Annotated in this window: 24 protein-coding genes; 21 read left to right on the top strand and 3 right to left on the bottom strand. The window is 44.7% G+C overall.

Annotated elements, in window-relative coordinates; genetic code table 11:
- Positions 1–163: 163 nt before the first annotated feature.
- Positions 164–382: a hypothetical protein gene (locus GYN08_RS20695; protein ID WP_166278620.1), complete on the top strand. Its 219-nt coding sequence runs from the start codon at positions 164–166 to the stop codon at positions 380–382.
- Between the two features lie 321 nt (positions 383–703).
- Here GYN08_RS20695 and GYN08_RS20690 read toward each other — a convergent pair whose 3' ends face one another.
- Positions 704–1,912 (bottom strand): IS110 family RNA-guided transposase, encoded by a 1,209-nt coding sequence (locus GYN08_RS20690; protein ID WP_166278617.1) that lies wholly within the window; start codon positions 1,910–1,912, stop codon positions 704–706.
- Positions 1,913–2,257: 345 nt separating this feature from the next.
- Between GYN08_RS20690 and GYN08_RS20685 the strand changes: the two genes are divergently transcribed.
- The 14 genes from GYN08_RS20685 to GYN08_RS20620 all read left to right on the top strand — a co-directional run bounded on the left by GYN08_RS20685 (position 2,258) and on the right by GYN08_RS20620 (position 12,504).
- On the top strand, positions 2,258–2,641 hold the full coding sequence (locus tag GYN08_RS20685; protein WP_166278614.1) for a DUF5071 domain-containing protein: 384 nt from the start codon (positions 2,258–2,260) through the stop codon (positions 2,639–2,641).
- A 106-nt stretch (positions 2,642–2,747) separates the two neighbouring features.
- Positions 2,748–3,254 carry a DMP19 family protein gene (locus GYN08_RS20680; protein WP_166278610.1) on the top strand — a complete coding sequence of 169 codons (507 nt, stop codon included), beginning with the start codon at positions 2,748–2,750 and terminating at the stop codon, positions 3,252–3,254.
- 95 nt (positions 3,255–3,349) lie between these two features.
- Positions 3,350–4,120, top strand: coding sequence for a nucleotidyltransferase domain-containing protein (locus GYN08_RS20675; protein WP_166278607.1), 771 nt, complete (start codon positions 3,350–3,352; stop codon positions 4,118–4,120).
- Positions 4,121–4,281: 161 nt separating this feature from the next.
- Positions 4,282–4,641: a hypothetical protein gene (locus GYN08_RS20670; protein ID WP_166278604.1), complete on the top strand. Its 360-nt coding sequence runs from the start codon at positions 4,282–4,284 to the stop codon at positions 4,639–4,641.
- Between the two features lie 311 nt (positions 4,642–4,952).
- Complete coding sequence (locus GYN08_RS23855) at positions 4,953–5,276, top strand: GNAT family N-acetyltransferase (protein ID WP_328802990.1); 324 nt, start codon at positions 4,953–4,955, stop codon at positions 5,274–5,276.
- Positions 5,277–5,317: 41 nt separating this feature from the next.
- Entirely contained in the window at positions 5,318–5,608 is a 291-nt protein-coding gene (locus GYN08_RS20660) for a hypothetical protein (protein ID WP_166278601.1), read from the top strand.
- 101 nt (positions 5,609–5,709) lie between these two features.
- Positions 5,710–6,624, top strand: a complete 915-nt coding sequence (locus GYN08_RS20655; RefSeq protein WP_166278598.1) for a phosphotransferase — start codon at positions 5,710–5,712, stop codon at positions 6,622–6,624.
- 509 nt (positions 6,625–7,133) lie between these two features.
- Positions 7,134–7,793, top strand: coding sequence for a HEAT repeat domain-containing protein (locus tag GYN08_RS20650; RefSeq protein ID WP_166278595.1), 660 nt, complete (start codon positions 7,134–7,136; stop codon positions 7,791–7,793).
- 227 nt (positions 7,794–8,020) lie between these two features.
- Complete coding sequence (locus GYN08_RS20645; RefSeq protein ID WP_166278592.1) at positions 8,021–9,001, top strand: phosphotransferase; 981 nt, start codon at positions 8,021–8,023, stop codon at positions 8,999–9,001.
- Positions 9,002–9,059: 58 nt separating this feature from the next.
- Positions 9,060–9,677, top strand: a complete 618-nt coding sequence (locus GYN08_RS20640) for a Type 1 glutamine amidotransferase-like domain-containing protein (protein ID WP_166278589.1) — start codon at positions 9,060–9,062, stop codon at positions 9,675–9,677.
- A gap of 569 nt (positions 9,678–10,246) precedes the next feature.
- A complete protein-coding gene (locus GYN08_RS20635) occupies positions 10,247–10,735 on the top strand; it encodes an NUDIX hydrolase (protein WP_166278586.1) in 489 nt (162 codons plus the stop codon).
- A gap of 67 nt (positions 10,736–10,802) precedes the next feature.
- On the top strand, positions 10,803–11,156 hold the full coding sequence (locus GYN08_RS20630) for a YunG family protein (RefSeq protein ID WP_166278583.1): 354 nt from the start codon (positions 10,803–10,805) through the stop codon (positions 11,154–11,156).
- Positions 11,157–11,199: 43 nt separating this feature from the next.
- Positions 11,200–11,838 (top strand): zinc dependent phospholipase C family protein, encoded by a 639-nt coding sequence (locus GYN08_RS20625; protein WP_166278580.1) that lies wholly within the window; start codon positions 11,200–11,202, stop codon positions 11,836–11,838.
- A 228-nt stretch (positions 11,839–12,066) separates the two neighbouring features.
- Positions 12,067–12,504 (top strand): hypothetical protein, encoded by a 438-nt coding sequence (locus GYN08_RS20620; RefSeq protein WP_206023859.1) that lies wholly within the window; start codon positions 12,067–12,069, stop codon positions 12,502–12,504.
- Positions 12,505–12,584: 80 nt separating this feature from the next.
- On the opposite strand, the gene GYN08_RS20615 is transcribed toward GYN08_RS20620, so the two are convergent.
- Positions 12,585–13,100, bottom strand: coding sequence for a hypothetical protein (locus tag GYN08_RS20615; protein WP_166278574.1), 516 nt, complete (start codon positions 13,098–13,100; stop codon positions 12,585–12,587).
- Between the two features lie 171 nt (positions 13,101–13,271).
- Here GYN08_RS20615 and GYN08_RS20610 point away from each other — a divergent pair, with 171 nt between their 5' ends.
- Together GYN08_RS20610 and GYN08_RS20605 are read left to right on the top strand one after the other, a co-directional pair.
- A complete protein-coding gene (locus tag GYN08_RS20610; RefSeq protein ID WP_166278571.1) occupies positions 13,272–13,766 on the top strand; it encodes a hypothetical protein in 495 nt (164 codons plus the stop codon).
- Positions 13,767–13,956: 190 nt separating this feature from the next.
- Positions 13,957–15,012, top strand: a complete 1,056-nt coding sequence (locus tag GYN08_RS20605; protein WP_166278568.1) for an ankyrin repeat domain-containing protein — start codon at positions 13,957–13,959, stop codon at positions 15,010–15,012.
- A gap of 100 nt (positions 15,013–15,112) precedes the next feature.
- Here GYN08_RS20605 and GYN08_RS20600 read toward each other — a convergent pair whose 3' ends face one another.
- The gene (locus tag GYN08_RS20600; RefSeq protein ID WP_166278565.1) at positions 15,113–15,550 is read right to left on the bottom strand and encodes an SET domain-containing protein; all 438 of its coding nucleotides are present in this window, start codon (positions 15,548–15,550) and stop codon (positions 15,113–15,115) included.
- Between the two features lie 146 nt (positions 15,551–15,696).
- Here GYN08_RS20600 and GYN08_RS20595 point away from each other — a divergent pair, with 146 nt between their 5' ends.
- From GYN08_RS20595 to GYN08_RS20580, 4 genes are all read left to right on the top strand, one after another.
- The gene (locus GYN08_RS20595) at positions 15,697–16,113 is read left to right on the top strand and encodes a hypothetical protein (RefSeq protein WP_166278562.1); all 417 of its coding nucleotides are present in this window, start codon (positions 15,697–15,699) and stop codon (positions 16,111–16,113) included.
- A gap of 79 nt (positions 16,114–16,192) precedes the next feature.
- Positions 16,193–16,726 carry an AAA family ATPase gene (locus tag GYN08_RS20590; protein ID WP_166278559.1) on the top strand — a complete coding sequence of 178 codons (534 nt, stop codon included), beginning with the start codon at positions 16,193–16,195 and terminating at the stop codon, positions 16,724–16,726.
- Between the two features lie 54 nt (positions 16,727–16,780).
- Complete coding sequence (locus GYN08_RS20585; protein ID WP_166278556.1) at positions 16,781–17,266, top strand: DUF6141 family protein; 486 nt, start codon at positions 16,781–16,783, stop codon at positions 17,264–17,266.
- The gene (locus tag GYN08_RS20580; protein WP_166278553.1) at positions 17,263–17,772 is read left to right on the top strand and encodes a P-loop NTPase family protein; all 510 of its coding nucleotides are present in this window, start codon (positions 17,263–17,265) and stop codon (positions 17,770–17,772) included. The genes GYN08_RS20585 and GYN08_RS20580 overlap by 4 nt, the downstream gene beginning before the upstream one ends.
- Positions 17,773–17,804: the final 32 nt, after the last annotated feature.

Here is a 17,804-nt window from a genome sequence, read left to right as displayed (position 1 = left end):
AATTCATACAAAAATATGTGATAGCTAGGCATATTCGAAACAAGTAACGTTACTTTTTTTATTTAGATAGAAACGAAGAATAGCGTATGACGAAACTAACTAAGGTATTAAAGCGTATAGATTAGATAAAATGTTTTGAATAATTTTCAAAAGGGAGAGAAGTATGGCAGAGAAAATTATAGTATTTATTTTTTTCATTCCTCTACTTGCTGTATTAGTATGGAGCTTTTTTGATCCAAGAGAGAGTTTATTATTAGGGAAAAGATGGATGTTTAATGAAGAACCAGAACCATCAGAAGGAGCGATTCGTTATATCAAAGTTGCTTCGGCAATTAGTATTGTTGTATTAATTCTTTTATTTATTTTAATAATATTTTTATAATGCGGAAATTAAATAAGAGCAGAGGGAACCCGAATAAATAGGGTTCCTTAAATTTTGTGAATTCTCAATAACAAAATTTAATTCTAATACATTAAAAATTGAAATAATCTGCTAAAGACGGAAACGTGAAAAATGACAAAACTTAAATAGCGTAGTTAAAAGCTTTAGTGGAATCGAAGAAGACAGGGGCAGCATATAAACCAGCTAATCAAAGTCAAGCCTTTTCATAAAACAATCGTTGAGCTGTCTAAATGGAACATGCTGAAATAAACCTACCTTAGAAGGTAGATGAAAAATGGATTCCATATCCAACTTCAGTGCTTAATGAGCTTGAAAGGCCGTTCCGGAGTTCCACATGCCAAAAATAATGCGTAAAAGCTTATGTGAAGCGGCCACAATGGCGACTTTTGCCGGTTTGCCTTCGTCCCGTTTTTGCTGATAAAATTGAAAGAGAGTCGAATTTCTCGGACCGTGAATCTGCTTGGAAATGCCGGCTACGGTCGCTTGATAAAGCGCTGTTCGCAGGTACGAAGAGCCCCGTTTCGATATTCGATTCTTCTTGGATTTGAAGGTTCCCGATTCGTGAACAGCTGAGTCTAGCCCTGCAAAAGCTGTTAGCTGCTTCACGGAAGGGAACCTTTTTATGTCTCCAATTTCAGCAACAAGCATGGCTGCTGTCAAGGGTCCTACCCCTGGAATGGTACGAAGCAGCGCGTAAGTTTCAATCGATTCGGCGAGGGTTTGCATCGATCGTAAAAGGTCATCCATGCAATCCTGATACGTTTGAAGAAGGTGGATATATGACCTGAGGACTGCCTTTTGAGCCTCGATGCCATGAAGATCTGGCAGGCTGTGTCTGGCTATTTCAAGCAGCTGCTGCCGCTTGGTTTCGTTCCAAGCTCGACCTCGGCGGTTGCTTAGCAGGAGGTTCAAAACCTCTTCCGGATCTGCAGCTAGAAGCTCGGCAGGAGTCGGGAAACGAGAGAGCAGCTCCAAAGAAGTGCGGTTGCAGACCTTTTGAAAAGCTTGATCGTAACCCGGAAAAAGGAGATCCAAAACGGCGCGAAAATGAAGCTGCGTCTGGCCGTATAAGGCTGTCCAATGCTGATATTGTCGGCAGAACACACGGAGCTGCTGAACGGTCTCGTCCAACGGTACATGAGGCTGAGGATCTTGCAAGTAAAAAACGTGAGCAATCCGCATCGCATCGATAGGATCGGTTTTCACCTTGCGTACTGCCTTTTGCTTTAGTTGGTGGGTTAATAACGGATTGAGAAGCACGACCGAATATCCGTGAGCAGCAAAGAAGGAAGCCAGAGGTTTCGAATAGTTCCCCGTCGCTTCAAGAACGACTTTAGGCTCTTGACCGGAAACGGATTTCAACTCCTCCAGAACAGCTAGAACCCTTTGAAAATCTTCTTGGGAATGATGAAATGTAAACGGTTTATACAGACAATTGTGGTAGGAAAGAAAAGCAGCCGCCACGCTTTTACCTTTGGCGACGTCAATGCTGAGAACAGGTTGATTCATGAGGACCTCCTTCATGTTCACTGGGGCCAGCACTTTCGTTCTCCACAGGTTGGCACGGTGATGCGGGCTCTGGGCCCAACCAGCTGAATCGGGGTATGAACAAAAGGCGAGGGCTTATAACACTTTACAAAACGGGATCGGTGTCCCAACAAAATATGCGTTATTCTGCCCAGTGTTTTCTCCAGTATAAAGAAAAAATTCATCCTCGAACGAGTCGGGGATGAACTGAGAATACCAACGTAATATTCACGCTGCGGACATTCGTCCTTGGTCCGACATACGTCGAGTCGTGAATACAGGAACGTTATCGGAAATAATTTCTAGAAAAGAAAGGAAATACAAAACATGAGTGATCTTTTCAATCTGCTGCCAAGAGATAAAAATGACTTTGAGAGAGTAAATGATTTAAAAGATCTGGATAAACAAGACCTGATAAAATTAATACCAGAATTATTAGAGTGGTTACAAGATATAAATTGGCCAATTGCTAGAGAAATATCGAAGTTACTATTAACAGTCCCTGAAGAAACAATTCCGTTTGTAATCATTGTTCTAGCAGGTGAAGATGATGTTTGGAAAGAATGGTGTTTGAGATATTTTGTAAAGAAGCTGCCTGCTCAATTAATTAAAAACTTAAAAGAAGAGCTTGAAAGAATTGCATACAGACCAACTAAAGGAGAAGAACTTGAAGAAGTACATGTAACTGCTCAAGAAATATTAATAATGTAGAGTATCTTCATGAAGTGAACTCTAATAATGATAGATACGGCTTTTGCTTTGACTTCGTGTGTTCAAAAGAAGTACCTAAGAAAAATAACAAGTAGGAGGGAATATTATGGGCTTTGAAGATGTCGAAATAAATGTTTCTGAAGAAACCATTAACGGGAATGACATCGATGCAATAATTGAACCGTTATGGTGGAATGTTAATATTTATGATGGAGAAAAGGAATACAAGGATGACTTAAAGAAGTTCACCCTCCCTCAAATATATACATTTGCAATAGAATGGTATCTCGCGGAAGTGAACAATGGCGGACATGATCAATTCTTCTCTAATTCTACAGGCATAGTATGGGAGGAGGCGTTAAACGGTTTTAAGGCTATAGGAATTGAAGATTATTATACGATATTGCTAGAAGCAGTAAATCGGTTAGGCGGAAAACCAAACATGGACAGAGAAAAGAGGCAGGACCAACTAGTGGAGTATAATGCTGATTTTGAAGATTTGGATCATAGAATTTATCAGTCGGAAAGCCATATTGAAGAAAAAATATTAAGCTATATAAGAGAAAATCAAAAGGAGTTTTTATTTAAGGGCATCGTTCATAAGCCTAAATAAGATAAAGAACGATTTGAGTACGCTGCATTAGGGAAGAGGGTTCTTGAATACAGGAACGTTAGCCGAAAGAAGTTTTTGTTTTAGGAGGAGTCTATATGATATTGGAAAAAGTTATAGATCGAGTTGTCATACAAAGTGAATATAAAGATTTTGTTAATAAGTATATCGATCATCTACTTGCCGAATTTAAAGATAAGATTCACAGCATTTATATGTGCGGCTCGATTCCGAAAGGAACGGCTAAACCTTTTCAGTCAGATGCAGACTTTACTATTGTATGCGTAAATCCTAACGATATTGATTACGAAAAATTGTCAGCTATTAAAGATAGGCTGTTGGAAGAATACCCAGTAGTAACTAAGATTGATACGGTCATTTGCTCGATTGACGATGTATTGAATAAACCGAATGAGTGGGGCTTTTGGGTTAAGATCATCTGTGTTTGCGTATACGGTGATGACGTTGGGGAAAAAGTGCCTCCGATCATGATTTCTCCAGATTTCATTTTAGACTTGAATACAGAGACTAAGGAGGAAGTAGATCGTATCATACATCGTTTACTTTCGCATGCTAATGACCGCACAATGACAACTAGACTTATTAAAGGCTATTCGAAGAGATTACTTCGTGCATTATATTCTTTGGTTTTGGAAAATACAGGGGTATGGGAAGATGACATGATCACGATGAAGAATGCCATACTAAAATATTGCGAGATTGACTCCGCTTTAGTGGAATATTTATATGCTTGTTACTTGGATAGCCATGTGCCTGTTGAAGAGTTTCTGGCAATTGCAGACGAAGGATATCGCTGTTTTGAGAACGCCTTAAATAGAATGGCTGCTTCCAGAACTTCTTTCAATTAACGCCATATTGACGCTCCGGATCGCTCTGAGAAACGCGTGACCATAGTCAGCTTCTTGAGCCCGTTGAGGCGTCACTGTATTAGATGGGCTGCAAGCTTCACAATTATAAGCAGTGAGTCCAAAAGGCCAGTACGTCGTCAATACAAGCGGGAGGGTTTCATATGCAATGGATAATCCTGATCGGTGATGAAACATTCAACATCAATTCCATACATAGAATTAAACACTTTGGTGAAAATACGGTTTCAAGCATAGAGAATAATAGATTTGTAGTTGATTACGGGAAAGAACATATCTTTTATGAGTTTTCTGAAAGCCTTATAAATGATTACGAGTTTGAAGAATTACAGAAGATTCCTTTTCAAAGCCCTAATTTCATCATGATGATCTATAAATCTAAAGAGCTAATGAAGAAAGTATTGAGTCAGGATAACTTTATCAAGGGCATTTATATTGATGATGACCACGGTCTGATAATGCCTATAGAAGAATATATTGAAACTTTTTCAAGCGAAAGATAGTCAAAGTTGCTGAGGGCAATAGAGATAACGAGAACCATTCTAGTGTTTTGCGATATTCATTAATCTTAGGTTAGGTGAACCGAAGAAGGGACAAAATCATGAAACTTATTTTAGACAAATGGAACTCCCAAAGGCTTATGATGTCGAATTTAAAAGAAGATGAGATTTCATTGGTACAAGATCTTTATGAAACAAGTAAGTATATGAATCAGTGGGATGGCCAAAGCTGCAATCCCGAGCATATCAAAGATTGTTTCTTTAAAGGCAACCTACCTCCGAGCGGTAAATTGGAAAATTACAGAATTTAAACCATTCGAAATAAAGAAGACCAAAATATAATAGGAATATTGAGTGTATATCACGGTTACCCGTCTACCGATTCTGTATATCTTGAATTTTTGTATATAGACAAGAGGATTCAAAAACAAGGCTTCGGACAAGAAGTCATCAATCAATTTATAGAACTAATAGCATCTTTGGGGTATAAAGAAATTCGGATCAACGTAGCGGTGAAAAATTGGCCGGCTTTAAAATTTTGGATTAAATCCGGGTTCAATCATGCAAGCGGAATTTATGGAGATCATGAATGTTCGGAAACGACTTATGCAAATTTAGAATTAATAAAAATATTGTAAGTGATTCAGGATGGTAGATTTCCTCAGATACCATCTTATTCATGCTGTTGACAGCCTGTCGATCTTCACAACGAATCGAGCCGCTATCAGAGGAGATCATTGATTTTGATAGGAATACCGCTGTTGAAATGGTGAAGAAGAAAGAAAAAATGGTTATTGATCTAGCTTTGAAAGAAAAAGTAACGAAATTGGAGTATGAAGCGCTGGAAAAAACTCTTGCCAAAGAGTTCGGAGATCAGGCCAGCGTTATTTTGTCTATCTTCTTCATTGAAGACTTGGATACCGATCCCGATTCGGAAATGGTGGAACATTGGATTCAGAGGGAATTGTAAATGATACTGAAATACAAAGATATTGGATACGGTGAGTCGTGTGAACGATTTTTGGAATGTGAGCGTCTAAATAAAGGAAGGAACGAGGAGGCAGACCTTTCATGGGAGGAACGAATGTATGGGATGCGGAGTGGGAGGTTAACGAAGAGCAGGCGCGGACGCTGATCGGCAGACAATTCCCTCAGCTGTCATCGAAGCAGGTGAAGCGATTAGGTTGGGGCTGGGACAATACGGTTTTCCTCGTCGGCGACGAGTACGTGTTCCGGTTTCCGAGAAGAACGATTGCAGTCGGCTTCATTCGTATGGAAGGGAAGCTGCTGCCGAAGCTGGAGAGCTATATAACCATCCCTTATCCGAAACCGTTGTTTTATGGCGAAGCAAGTGACGAATACCCGGCGCCGTTTCTTGGTTATGCCTACGTGCCGGGAGATTTCCCCATCGGTTTGACGGAAGAACGCCGGGCTTTATCGGCAGAACCGCTGGCGAAATTTTTGCGGAGATTGCATGAGTTTCCGGTGCAGGCGGCGCTGAAGTGCGGAGTTCAGCAGGATCATCGAAACTTGACGGATATCTTATCGCGCAAAGCGAAATTGGAAAGTTTTCTGTCGAAGGTGGCTGCACACTTGTCGCCGAAGGAGTCCGGTGTAATCGAAGCGTATATGAGCGGGCTGCAAACGGACCGCGTCGAAGAGGTGAATGTGCTGCTGCATGGCGATCTTCATTTCAAAAATATGCTGGTGAATGAGAACGGGATCGTTTCCGGCATCATTGATTGGGGCGATCTGAGCTTAGGGCATCCGGCCTGCGATTTAAGCGCTGCTTACAGCTTTTTACCGGCTTACGCTCGCGGCGTATTTTTCGAAACTTACGGAGGCGCGGACGAGGAAACGAAGCTGCTGGCGCGGCTGATGGCGGTATACATCCCTGTATTGATCTTGATGCAGGCGGTCGATGACGGGAATGAAGCGATTGCGGCAGAGGCGAAATCCAACATCATGCGAGCGCTGTCGGATTAGGCTCATGATTTTGTTGCGGCTTTGGGGGGATCTATGGGCAGGTCGTTTCGTGAATACAGGAACGTGATATGAAAGGGGCGAAGATCGCGAATGCAATTCTAGTTAATTCAAAGGAAGTTGAATACTATACGTTTCTTGGTCCTATTTTTAAAGCGATTAAAAATAAACAACGTGAATACAACTGGCTGATTACAGAACCCGAGTTGAAATGGATGCCTGATCGTTTTCTTGATTATGTGGATCGATACCAACTCAGCAAGAGTTCAGGGGATGGGGGAGATCGATATTGGTTAACCGGGGAATTCAGTTCAACATCCCAAGGCAGAAATAGAAATCATATGTTGGGACTCCACGTTAACTCTTTTAATTAGCAAAGATCAAACCGTAATTAAAGACTTCATGCATTTTTTTAAGGCTGCCCAAGATCTGGATCAATATAATTCAAAAAACTGATTCTTAGTCACGCTAGCTAAAATTCCCGGGAATCTGTTTCTGTGAGGTGTTTCAAGATGAAGGAACGATCTGGAATCATTCACGATTCTTCTAAAGACATTTATACAAAATTAGATGAACGAGTAAATGATTTTTGGGAATGGTCGAAAACTCAAAAACCTGAATATGAATGGGAAACCGAATACGAGAGTTGGGCAATAGTGAATTTCCTATTTTCTGAACTGGTAGAAACTACGGAACACTCGTATTGGTCTCGAAAAACGATCAATAATTTACTATACATGATCGCACGGGATCATGAATGTGGAATTCTAATTAATAAGTTATGCGAACGGCCCAAAAGTCTTCTATTTTTAGCACAGGAGGGGTTATTCCATCCGGACCCCGAGGTGAGATGGCAGTTAGCGCATTACCTCACAAAAATATCTGCGCAGTATTCGGAAGCTGAAGAAATCATCCGTGAATTTTCCGAGGATCATGATGAGTATGTCCGAAGAAGGGCAATATTAGCTCTTGGATACATCAAATCTAAGTATGCCGAAGAAAGAGCCGTGATGGCATGGAATACGAATCTGGAATATCAAAGAATTGCAGCTCTGGAAGTGCTGTACCAAATGAAGTCGAAAGAACTTGAACAATATTTAAAGTTAGCACGGAATAGTGAATTCGAGTATGTGAGATCCAATGCGGAAAGAATAACAAAGCAGCTGGGATAGAAGACCGAAGAAGCCATGAACATCATCTAACTTGGTATTCACGCTGCGGGCACTGCCTATCGGGCGGGAGAACTTTTTGAAGAGCGGATAGAAAACGGAAAAACCATACAAACGTTTGTCAGCTAGTTCAAGAAGACATGCTGCATCCGATAACAAAATAGAAGAAAAATTCTGGCCAAAGAGAGTATAGTTATGGATAAACCGAAAGTCAAAAGGATGGTGCGGATTTGAATTTATTTCCTGTTGCATACTCACTCTTGTCCAAGCAAGCATTAACGTCGCATATTGCAGACAATTATGAATTTCAAGAACCTATTCGTTTAAATTACTTCCTTAGAGGCATGAACGATACCTATATTTTAGAGACGGGGTCAGGTAAATATATCTTTAGAGTTTATCGTGCGGATCGAAGAAATAAATCGGAGATTGCTTTTGAACTGGATTTATTGAATGATTTGCATGGGAATGATGTAAGCGTATCAATACCGATTGCCAAAAAAGACGGGACCTTCATAAACGAGTTTTTTGTCGCTGAGGGTGTAAGATATGGAGTTATGTTTAGTTTTGCGGAAGGTAATGAAAAGCCGATCCATACCGTAGAAGATAGCTATTTGTTTGGGGAATCCGTTGCTGAAATCCATAAAGTTACCGAAAATTTCAGAAGCGAACACGTAAGAGGGGATCTTGATTTGGAATTTCTGATCGAGAAACCGCTTAATCTAATCGAATTACATATGGAACATCGTCCGGAAGATTATCGTTTTATTCGCGAAAAAATCTTAGGATTAAAGGAACGGTTAGCGATGAAGATCGAAAAAGGCTTGGATTGGGGTGTTTGTCATGGGGACTTGCACGGCAACACAAACGCAGCCTTCACGGACGACGGGAAATTAACGCATTATGATTTCGATATTTCCGGTTATGGGTGGAGAGCTTATGATATTGCGGAGTTTAGATTAGCGAGAGAAATTCACAGCGGCCATAACAAGGATGAAGTGGAAAGGCTTTGGGAAGCGTTCCTGAACGGATACAGACACGTAAGAGATCTCGGCGAAAACGATGTCGAAGCGGTTTCTATATTCGTTGTACTCAGGCAGCTGTGGCTCTTTGGCTTATGTTTTAGGGAATCCGAGCTGATAGGGGGAGCTGACTTCGATGACGGATTTATTGATAGCAAGATGGAGTATTTCAGGAACGTGAGGGTTTGATCTTTTGCATCGTTTTTTTTTTTTTTTTCGCGGATCTATTTAAGAATGGAGGACTTCAATGAGCAGCTTGTTACTAACCTGTTGCGGCTTTTATACGGAAGATATTAAAAATCAGTTTCTGAATTTTATCGATAGAGATATCTCTCGACTGAGAGTCGCTATTATTACAACAGGATCCCCTATGAAAGAAAATAATAGATATGCACAAAGGGCGATGCAAGAATTCAAGGACATGGGGTTTCGGCATATCGATTTTGTAGATATAGAATTTGATGACCCGCAAATTCTTATACATAGAGATGTTATATATATCAACGGCGGAAATCCATTTACATTATTGTATTACGCTAAGAAAAGCGGTGCTGATGAAACGATTAAAAAACTGGCCGCACAGAATGTGATTATAGTCGGAGTAAGTGCGGGAGCGTTATTGCTGGGGCCGAACATTAACATTGTCGATTTCTTCACTCCACAGATGAACGCCGTGAATCTAACGGATTTTAAGGCATTAGGCGTAACCGACAAGCTTATTTTTCCTCACTATGATCGAGAAGATATTTTTAAAGATCATACCAATAAAACGATCGAAGAGAGAATAGTAGAATTTGAATCTCATGAGAACTGTAAGGTGACAAGGCTTAAAGATGAAGAATATATTTCAATCTTAATGAATTAAACACATTGGAAGTCGTGAATTCAAGTTCGTTTTTATTCTAAGTGCACGTTAAAGCTTGATGACTCGATTGAAGTTAATCTGTTTTTATCCTGCTCAATTAAAGCGATAGTTATTTTTATCGAATCTTGATCACTTAAATCTATAGCAATTGATCTTCGTTGGAATTCATCGAATACCCCTGTAGTTTTGATGACCGTATCCTGTTCAAACCATTGTCCCTCTTGATTTAAAACAGAAACTTGAAAAACCCGGTCCGGAATTTTTTTGGACGGATCGGATTGATATTCTCTTTTGCTGTACCATAATCCAAACTGAAGTTTTTTCGATTCCGGTAGATAGTAAAGAGGCGTTAAGTATACATGCGGAGTCGATAATGTCTGGGTTCGCGTTGTAAGTCGGATTGGTTCTTCTTGTGTCGAATAAGGCGGAAGCAATCCCTCTTTTTTTCATATAAACCCTCCTCGCTTCCTTTTATCCGTTTATTACACATAAACAAAGAAGGAGTAAGGGAATCGCAGAGACGTACCGGAACCAAGAAGAAATAAAATCGAATAATGGGAGGTTGCAAAGTGGGATTTCCAACACATATCGTATCAGCGGGTGGAATTGTGGAGGACGGGAAGGGAAACATCCTTTTGGTAAAAGCGCATGATGATGGATGGGTATACCCTGGCGGAATTACTGAAGTTGGGGAAAATCTGATTGACGGCGTGATTCGTGAAATCAAGGAAGAAAGCGGAATAGATGCGAGCGTAGGCCACTTGATTAACATTGTATCAAGCACAGGAATACATAAGTGGTATGACGGCGTAACCGATGTTCCAACGAAGGTTATGTTTGATTTTGTATGCAAAGCGGAAGGAGGAGAATTAAGCACCTCGGATGAAACGAGTGACTGCCGTTGGGTTCCAAAGGATAGGGTCTTGGATTTCATTACTCTGCCCGCCATTAGGATTCGTTACGAAGCTTATTTAAATTACTGCGGCTCGGTGAACTATATCGAGTATACGACTCCGACAACGTCAGAATGTAAGGTGAAGATTCAAAGGCATGTATAAGATTCATGAATACACGCAAGGTCAATTTCAGCATTTTAAAAAGAGCGCGCAATTACGGAGAGAATCTATGAACAATATAAATCATGAAAAGATTTTAAAAGCTTTATTTGAAGCGTGGTCGATAGAGTCCAGTTCCAAGTGGACCGTCAGCAACCCGGCCAGCGGGCAGTGCGGAGTAACGGCGATTGTTATTCAGGAGATTTTCGGCGGAGAAATAGTAAGAACGAAGATCTCGGATGGAGCGTGGCATTATTATAACGAAATACATCATAGAAGGTATGACTTCACCGAATCGCAATTTGATGTAGCGCCTCAATACGAAGATATACGATCCACTAGAGAGGAAGCATTTAGCGATACAAATCTGGACCAATATACTTATTTAATAAAAAGCTTTAAAAATGCATTGGGTATGGTGTGAAATACATAAACCGGTAATTATAAAACTCCTTGAGGTGAATTTTATGGGATCCAGAATCATGCATCTGATTATCGGAAATCAGATTGCGGAGAGATTGAATATCGCGGATAAAACTTCGTTTTTGCTGGGCAGTGTTGCTCCGGATGCCGTAGGGACAAAAGACGAATCCCATTTCTATCGAGGAGAGCATCGGGATTTCACAAGACATATCGACTATAAGGAATTTTTGGAAAAATACAAATCGCATTCGGATAACCTATACGTGCTTGGGTACTTTGCGCACTTGATTGCAGACGAGCAGTGGATGAAGGGGTTCTACATGCCTTGGCTAAGGAATCGAATGGTGGCAGACCCGGAAGTGACCCGCCTTTATCATAACGATTTCAGATTGCTGAACGGAAAGCTGCTGGAGCATTACGATATGACGAACGACATGAAGAAAGCCATCAAGGGAAAATCGAATGAAGTCATTGACCTGGAGGAAGTGAAATCCAGTGACGTTTTTGAGTTTGTCCCTCATGTGCTGGGCGATATGGACTATGAGGAACAGGTCGTTGATGAGCCCTTAAATGTCTTTAGCTTTATACAGATTCAGGGGTATATTGAAACGTCGGTGGATGTCGGAATAATGAATTTACAGTCGACGATGGCAAAGAATGTTCATCTGGAGGCAAAAGGTTGAACGAGTGCAAGCGGAATCAAGAAGCACGAAGCTTTATGTCATACAATATTCACGCTGCGGACATTCGTTTTTGGCCCGGCAGCCGCCGGACGCTCAGGATCGGCTGCTACAGCTATCAACGGTTGTACGTTGATCCAACCAAACGATATTGACGTGATTTTGAAGAAACCGGTAGATGTAGAGACGGTCGTATTGATGTTCGAACAATTCTTACCGGAGTCGCAAGCCATGGAAAGCGCGGATATGTCCGATTGGCTCTCTACAAGATTACAGCCCGTTATTCACTTCGAGGATTCTTTTCATCCTATGTGGACTTTTGCTCGATTTCTGATCGAAGACGTTAAGGTAGAAATAGGAAACATTAATCCAGGGTATGATTTTAAGTATGTTCCGGAAACAGGGATATGGGAGAGCGGTCCGGCGATTTGGCCATATATCAAGGAAGTCACGGTTAAGGATACGAGCATGCCCGTGTTATCATTGGAAATCCAATTGGAAACGAATATGAATAGAGAACTAGAACATAGAATTGCAAACATAATCGATGTCTTTAAAAGAGAAGGGTATAATTCTGAGCTGCTGAAGTTCTCGCTCAGCGAAGAGAATTATTTGAGCATAAGAGACAAGCCGTTGAAAAATATCTCGCCTGAAGAAGCCGAATTTTGAAAGAATGGCAAAGGCTTTTTATTGGTATTTGGAGTAGAATAAAAAGGAATGCGAGCGGGTGTCGGGTATAGATCGCTGCTTTATTTCAGCTGTACATTAAAACTCGATGACTTGATTGGGGTTATGAGGGTCCCGTCTTGTTCAATCAAAGAAATCGTTATTTCTATGGAGTCTTGATCACTTAAATCTATGGCAATCGACCTGCGTTGAAATTCATCGAACACTCCCGATGTTTCGATTACGTTATCGTTGTCAAAAATTCGGCCGTTTTTGCCTCGAACGCTAACCTGGAAAATTCGATCGGGAATTTTAGGAGAGAGAGCAGGGTGGTATTTTCTTTTGCTGTACCATAATCCAAACTGAAGTTTTTTTGACTCCGGCAAGTAATAGAGAGGCGTGATCTTTACAGTTGGAGCCGAAAAGCCTTGGTTATGTTGGGTAAGTCGAATCGCTTCCTCTTTTCTGTAGGGATTATCCCACTGCAAAGGTAAAGTCATGCCCGTTTTAAGCGCTATTACAGACCTGTCTGCATATAAGTAAAGCCCGGCCAAAGCAAAAATTGCGATCAGAATCGAAGTGACAGCCTTTCTTTTCATAAAACACCTCCCAATTGCCTTTTGATTCGTTAATTATACATAATGAAAGAATTTAACAACATGTATTAAAAATTATTGAAACTATAAATGTCTAGAGAAATCCCCTTTTTTAAGTCAAAGAAATTCTAGAGGCACCGGTATTGGCTCATGTCGCTCAGAAGGAGAAATACAATGAAAAAGATGATCGTCCTTATATCTCTGCTCGTACTCATCGGCTGTACAAGCAACTACACAAAAAGCGATTTTTCATCAGAAAAGCCTGAACCTGCGTCGGCTCCGGCCGTAGAAATCAGCGAACAGCCGGAGGCGCAATCGGGATTAAGCGAAAACGAAGCGCTTGAATGGGTGAAATCCAAACTAAGCCGGGAAGAGTTAAGAGTGTCGACGCTGTTTCCGGAAGGGATAGACGAGCAGGGGAACTATAAAATCAGACAGTCGAGTAAAGCAACAACCGAGGTCATGGAACGGTATGCTGTGAATCCGGCGACGAAAGAAATCGTTTGCGACTTATTAGGCGGGAACTGCCTGGACGACGGAGACGATTCGGCGGAACCGGAAGACCCGTCTTCGGATTCGGCTCCCGAACAAGAACAAGCTTTGGCGATGGCCAAGAAGTATGCGGCGGAAAACTTGGGCGAATATGGATGCAGTGAAGAATTTACATAGGTTTCTTTTGATCGCATGGAAGAGGGGAAATATGTTTTCCAGATCTATAATCCCGGTTCGGGAGGGACAAATACGTTAGATTGGTTGGCTGTGGATATGAAGCGGAAAACGGTGAGCTCGCTGTTTGACGGACAGGAATGACGCCAGCGCCGAACGGTCGGTTGGTAAAAGAAACGGGGATCGCGTACCTATGGCAAAAAAGAGAAAAACGTTACCGAAAAATTTCGACGAAATCATCAAAGCGGGCGACCCGGCGGCGTTTCAAGACGTATTCGCAAAGTGCGAATGGGACGCGCGCGGCGGTTACGGCAAGTCGACGGCCTTAAGCTTTTACGATATTCCGCCTGAATGGATCCGCTGGCTCGCAGAACAGGGAGCCGATGTGAACGCCGCCGATCAGTACGGCAGAACGGCGCTGCACGCGCATGCAGGCAGACCGGGCGGTCAGGTGCGGCTGCTGCTTGACTTGGGAGCGGACATCGAGGCGGCCGATTATCAAGGGGATACGCCGCTCTTTGCCGCCGCCGCTTTTTTTAAGCCCGATGCCGTTCGTACGCTGGTGGCCGGAGGCGCCGATATTCACGCGAAGAATCGAAGCAGGCAGACCCCGTTGGAAAAGGCGCTGGCCGCATGCCGAAATATCCATATCTTCGACATGGCGGAAGTAGGCGGAATTCTGCTTGACGCCGGAACGCCCGTCACGCCGAAAATGCAGGAATCCGTGAACAAGATCGGAGTCGAGTTCGAGTTCCGCCGAGAAGGATTCAACCCGGATATGCTCCCGCAGATCGACGCAGGTCTCTCTCGACTGTACGAGCTGTTCGGAGTTTCTCCGGTCCCGAGGCGGCAGAGGCATGACGGGACTTCCGAGATTGCCGTAAAGGCGAAGGATTGGCAGACTCAGCACGAAGAACTGTGGAGCCTGCTCGTTCCTGCGAGCGGCCCTGCTCCGACCGCCCAGGGCGAAGCGATTCGGATTACCGGCAAAGTGTCGCATGAAATCCTGGGCAACGGCGGAGGCAACTGGGACCGTGACTTCCGCGAGATGCTCGATCAATTGATCCGCTTTTTCGGGACGGGAACGCCGCTTGCTCCCGAGCTGCTGCAGGAAGCGGCGTCGCTCGCCAAGCGGGTTCGCGGAGGAGACGGAGACGACGAGCCGGCGAGACTGTGCGAATTGGCGGTGCGGTGGGTACTCGATAATCCGGCTCCGATCGCGTGGGAACAGCCGGGGTATAAGCGATAATCCGGTCCGGAGCCGCAGCTTTTTTCTAAAATAAAGGCCGACTTCCGTGATGCACGGTGTCGGCCAAATTCGGCGGTAGAGGATCTCTCCTGTCCGCCCGTTAATTTTCTTCTTTTGCTTCCGTTTCTGCTGCGGCATCTTCGTGTTCCGCGGCATCTTCGTATTCTTCCATGAACCACAACACGTCGTCGCAATCCTCTTCGCCGTTATAATTGATCAGAATCTCTTCGCCGGCTTTGATGTCGGTGTAGGCATAAAAGTCGAAGGTGTGCTTGTCGAAGCGAATCTCGTAAGTGGCGTTCGGCGTATAGGAATGGTTGAGCAGGCTGCCGTAGCCGAGCAGGATCGCCGTATGGTTGGCGCCGTATTGGAACACGTAGTCGGCCAGAATCGTCTTCTCGATATGTTCGTGCTCTTCGTTCTCGTAGGCGACGACCGGCGCTTCGTGGATCAGCTCGCCTTTCTTGATATCGCGTGTCGCGAATACGCCTCGCGTGAATTCTCCGCCGCTGAGCGTGGAATGTTTGATTTCGATCATGGAATCACCTTCGCAGTTCTTGGATTGGGATACATGGGGTTCGGGCATAAAGATCATTGTAGACCAACCGGGAGAGAACGGCAAGGAAGACGGGCACGGAAGACCTGATTCAAGGCAGGAATTCAAAAGGCAGAGGAGGGAAGAAAATGAAATATTCCGCGGCGTATCTGGACCGGTATTTCGATTCGATCGAAGAATACGGCTCAAAGGTGGAACTGCTGACGCTGGCCAATACGGGGATGAAGACGGCGGGAGAACACGGATGGATCTCGGGTCTGAACGAGCTTATGAGCTGGCAGGCGATGTCCGAGCGTTCCGGCGTGTGGACCTATTACGAAGCGGTCGACCCGCAGGACGCCGAAGCGGCTTCGGACTGGCTGCGGGAGCAGGCGGACGGCGAAGTCTTCGCGGTCTATTCGAAGGGATCGGGACATTGCGCGGACGAGCAGCTGATGAACGGGATCGACGAATGGATCGAGCGGAACGGGGAGTCAATCGATCGGCTGATCGAACGGACGCTTCGCGCGCATAAAGCCTGGTTTTATGAAAAGCTGGACGTATAGGAAGATAGGAATCGAGGCAAGGCGGTACGGCAGAAGGACGCGGGCGGCGTGCCGCACAGCGAAAAAGGAGTGCTTAACCATGATCGTATGGATCAACGGGGCGTTCGGCTCCGGCAAAACGACGGCTGCGGAGGAGCTGCATCGGCGCCTTCCGGGGTCGTTTCTCTATGATCCGGAAGAAGCGGGCTATTTTATTCGCAAAAATATTCCGGAACATCTGCATAAGAGCGACTTTCAGGATCATCTCCAGTGGAGGGAGATCAATTTGTCGATGCTGAGCCTTCTTGCGAAGGAGCATTCCGGACCGATTATCGTTCCCATGACGCTCGTCAATCCGGCATATTTCGAAGAGCTGATCGGCGGGCTGCGGCAAAAAGGAATTACGGTGAAACATTTTGCGCTGCTGGCCGAACGGAAGACGCTGCTGGAGCGTTTAGCTTGTAGAGGAGAGAACGAGGATTCCTGGCCCGCGCGGCAGATCGAGCGCTGCCTGACGGCTTTGTCGCGGGAGGAATTCGGAATGCATATTCGAACCGACGGAATGCCCGGCGATCGGGTCGCGGCTTCCATCGCCGAAGCCTGCGGTCTGTCGCTTAAGCCTGCCGGTCCCTAGAGTGGGGAAAAATTGGCTCGACGCCGGAAACTTTCGCGAAAGGAAGAACAATCGATGAATGTACGGTACGAAGAAAAGCAGGGACTTCCGAAAGTGCTGATTCCTCTTGTGGCGGTACCCACGCTGCTCATCTGGGGAATATCTCTGCTGCAGCTGCTGTCGGGCAAGCCGCTCGGCAACCATCCGCTGTCCGATTCGGAGATGCGCGTGATGCTGCTCGTTTTCGGGGTGCTCCTGCCGCTGCTTATATTGATCGTACGGGGAAAGATCGCGGTAACCGAAGAGCGGCTGACGCTGCAGCTCCTTCCTTTTTTTCGAAAAAGCGTACGGTTGGACGAAATCGTGCGGGTCGCGCCGCTGAAGATCGATCCGTTGGAAGATTTCGCAAGCTGGGGAGTCAAATATCGCCGGGGAACCTTGAGGTTCGTGCTGCAGGGCCGGGAAGGGCTTCGAATCGAACTGGCGGACGGACGCAGCATGGTCATAACCTGTCCGAGAAGGGACGAATTGATCGAGGCGCTCGGGAAGGAGCCGGAATGAAAGCCGACAAAATTTTTATCGTAGGCATCGTGGCCAGCGGCAAGACGACGCTCGCGCGCAGGCTTTCGGAAGGAACCGGCATTGCCTGGCACGAGCTGGACGATATTGTGCACCGCCGCCTGCCGACGGACGCGGCCGGCTCCAAGCGGACGCCGGAGGAGCAGCGGGAAGCGATCGGGAGAATCGACCGGGAAGGGTCCTGGATTTTCGAGGGGACGGACCGTGCTTCCTATTCCTATCTCTACGGGATGGCCGACCTCGTCATTTTCCTCGATCCGCCGCTCTGGAAGCGCCGGATCCGGATCATGACGAGATTCCTCAAGCAGAAGACGGGACGCGAAGCAAGCCGCTACACGCCCGACCTGGCCATGCTGAGAAGCATGTTCCGCTGGACGAACGAATTCGAGCGGAATCGACCGAAGTTCGAGGCCGAATTGGAACGATACGGAAACAAAGTGCTGCGCGTAACGGAAAGCCGGGATGCGGAAAAAATGCTTGGCGTTTGAGCGTGAGTCACCAACTTTTTGGAGCGGAGGAT

Source organism: Saccharibacillus alkalitolerans (assembly GCF_011090185.1).
Taxonomy (GTDB): Bacteria; Bacillota; Bacilli; order Paenibacillales; family Paenibacillaceae; genus Saccharibacillus; species Saccharibacillus alkalitolerans.
Note: the sequence above shows the minus strand (reverse complement) of the source record. Positions and strands in the feature narration are given on the sequence as shown.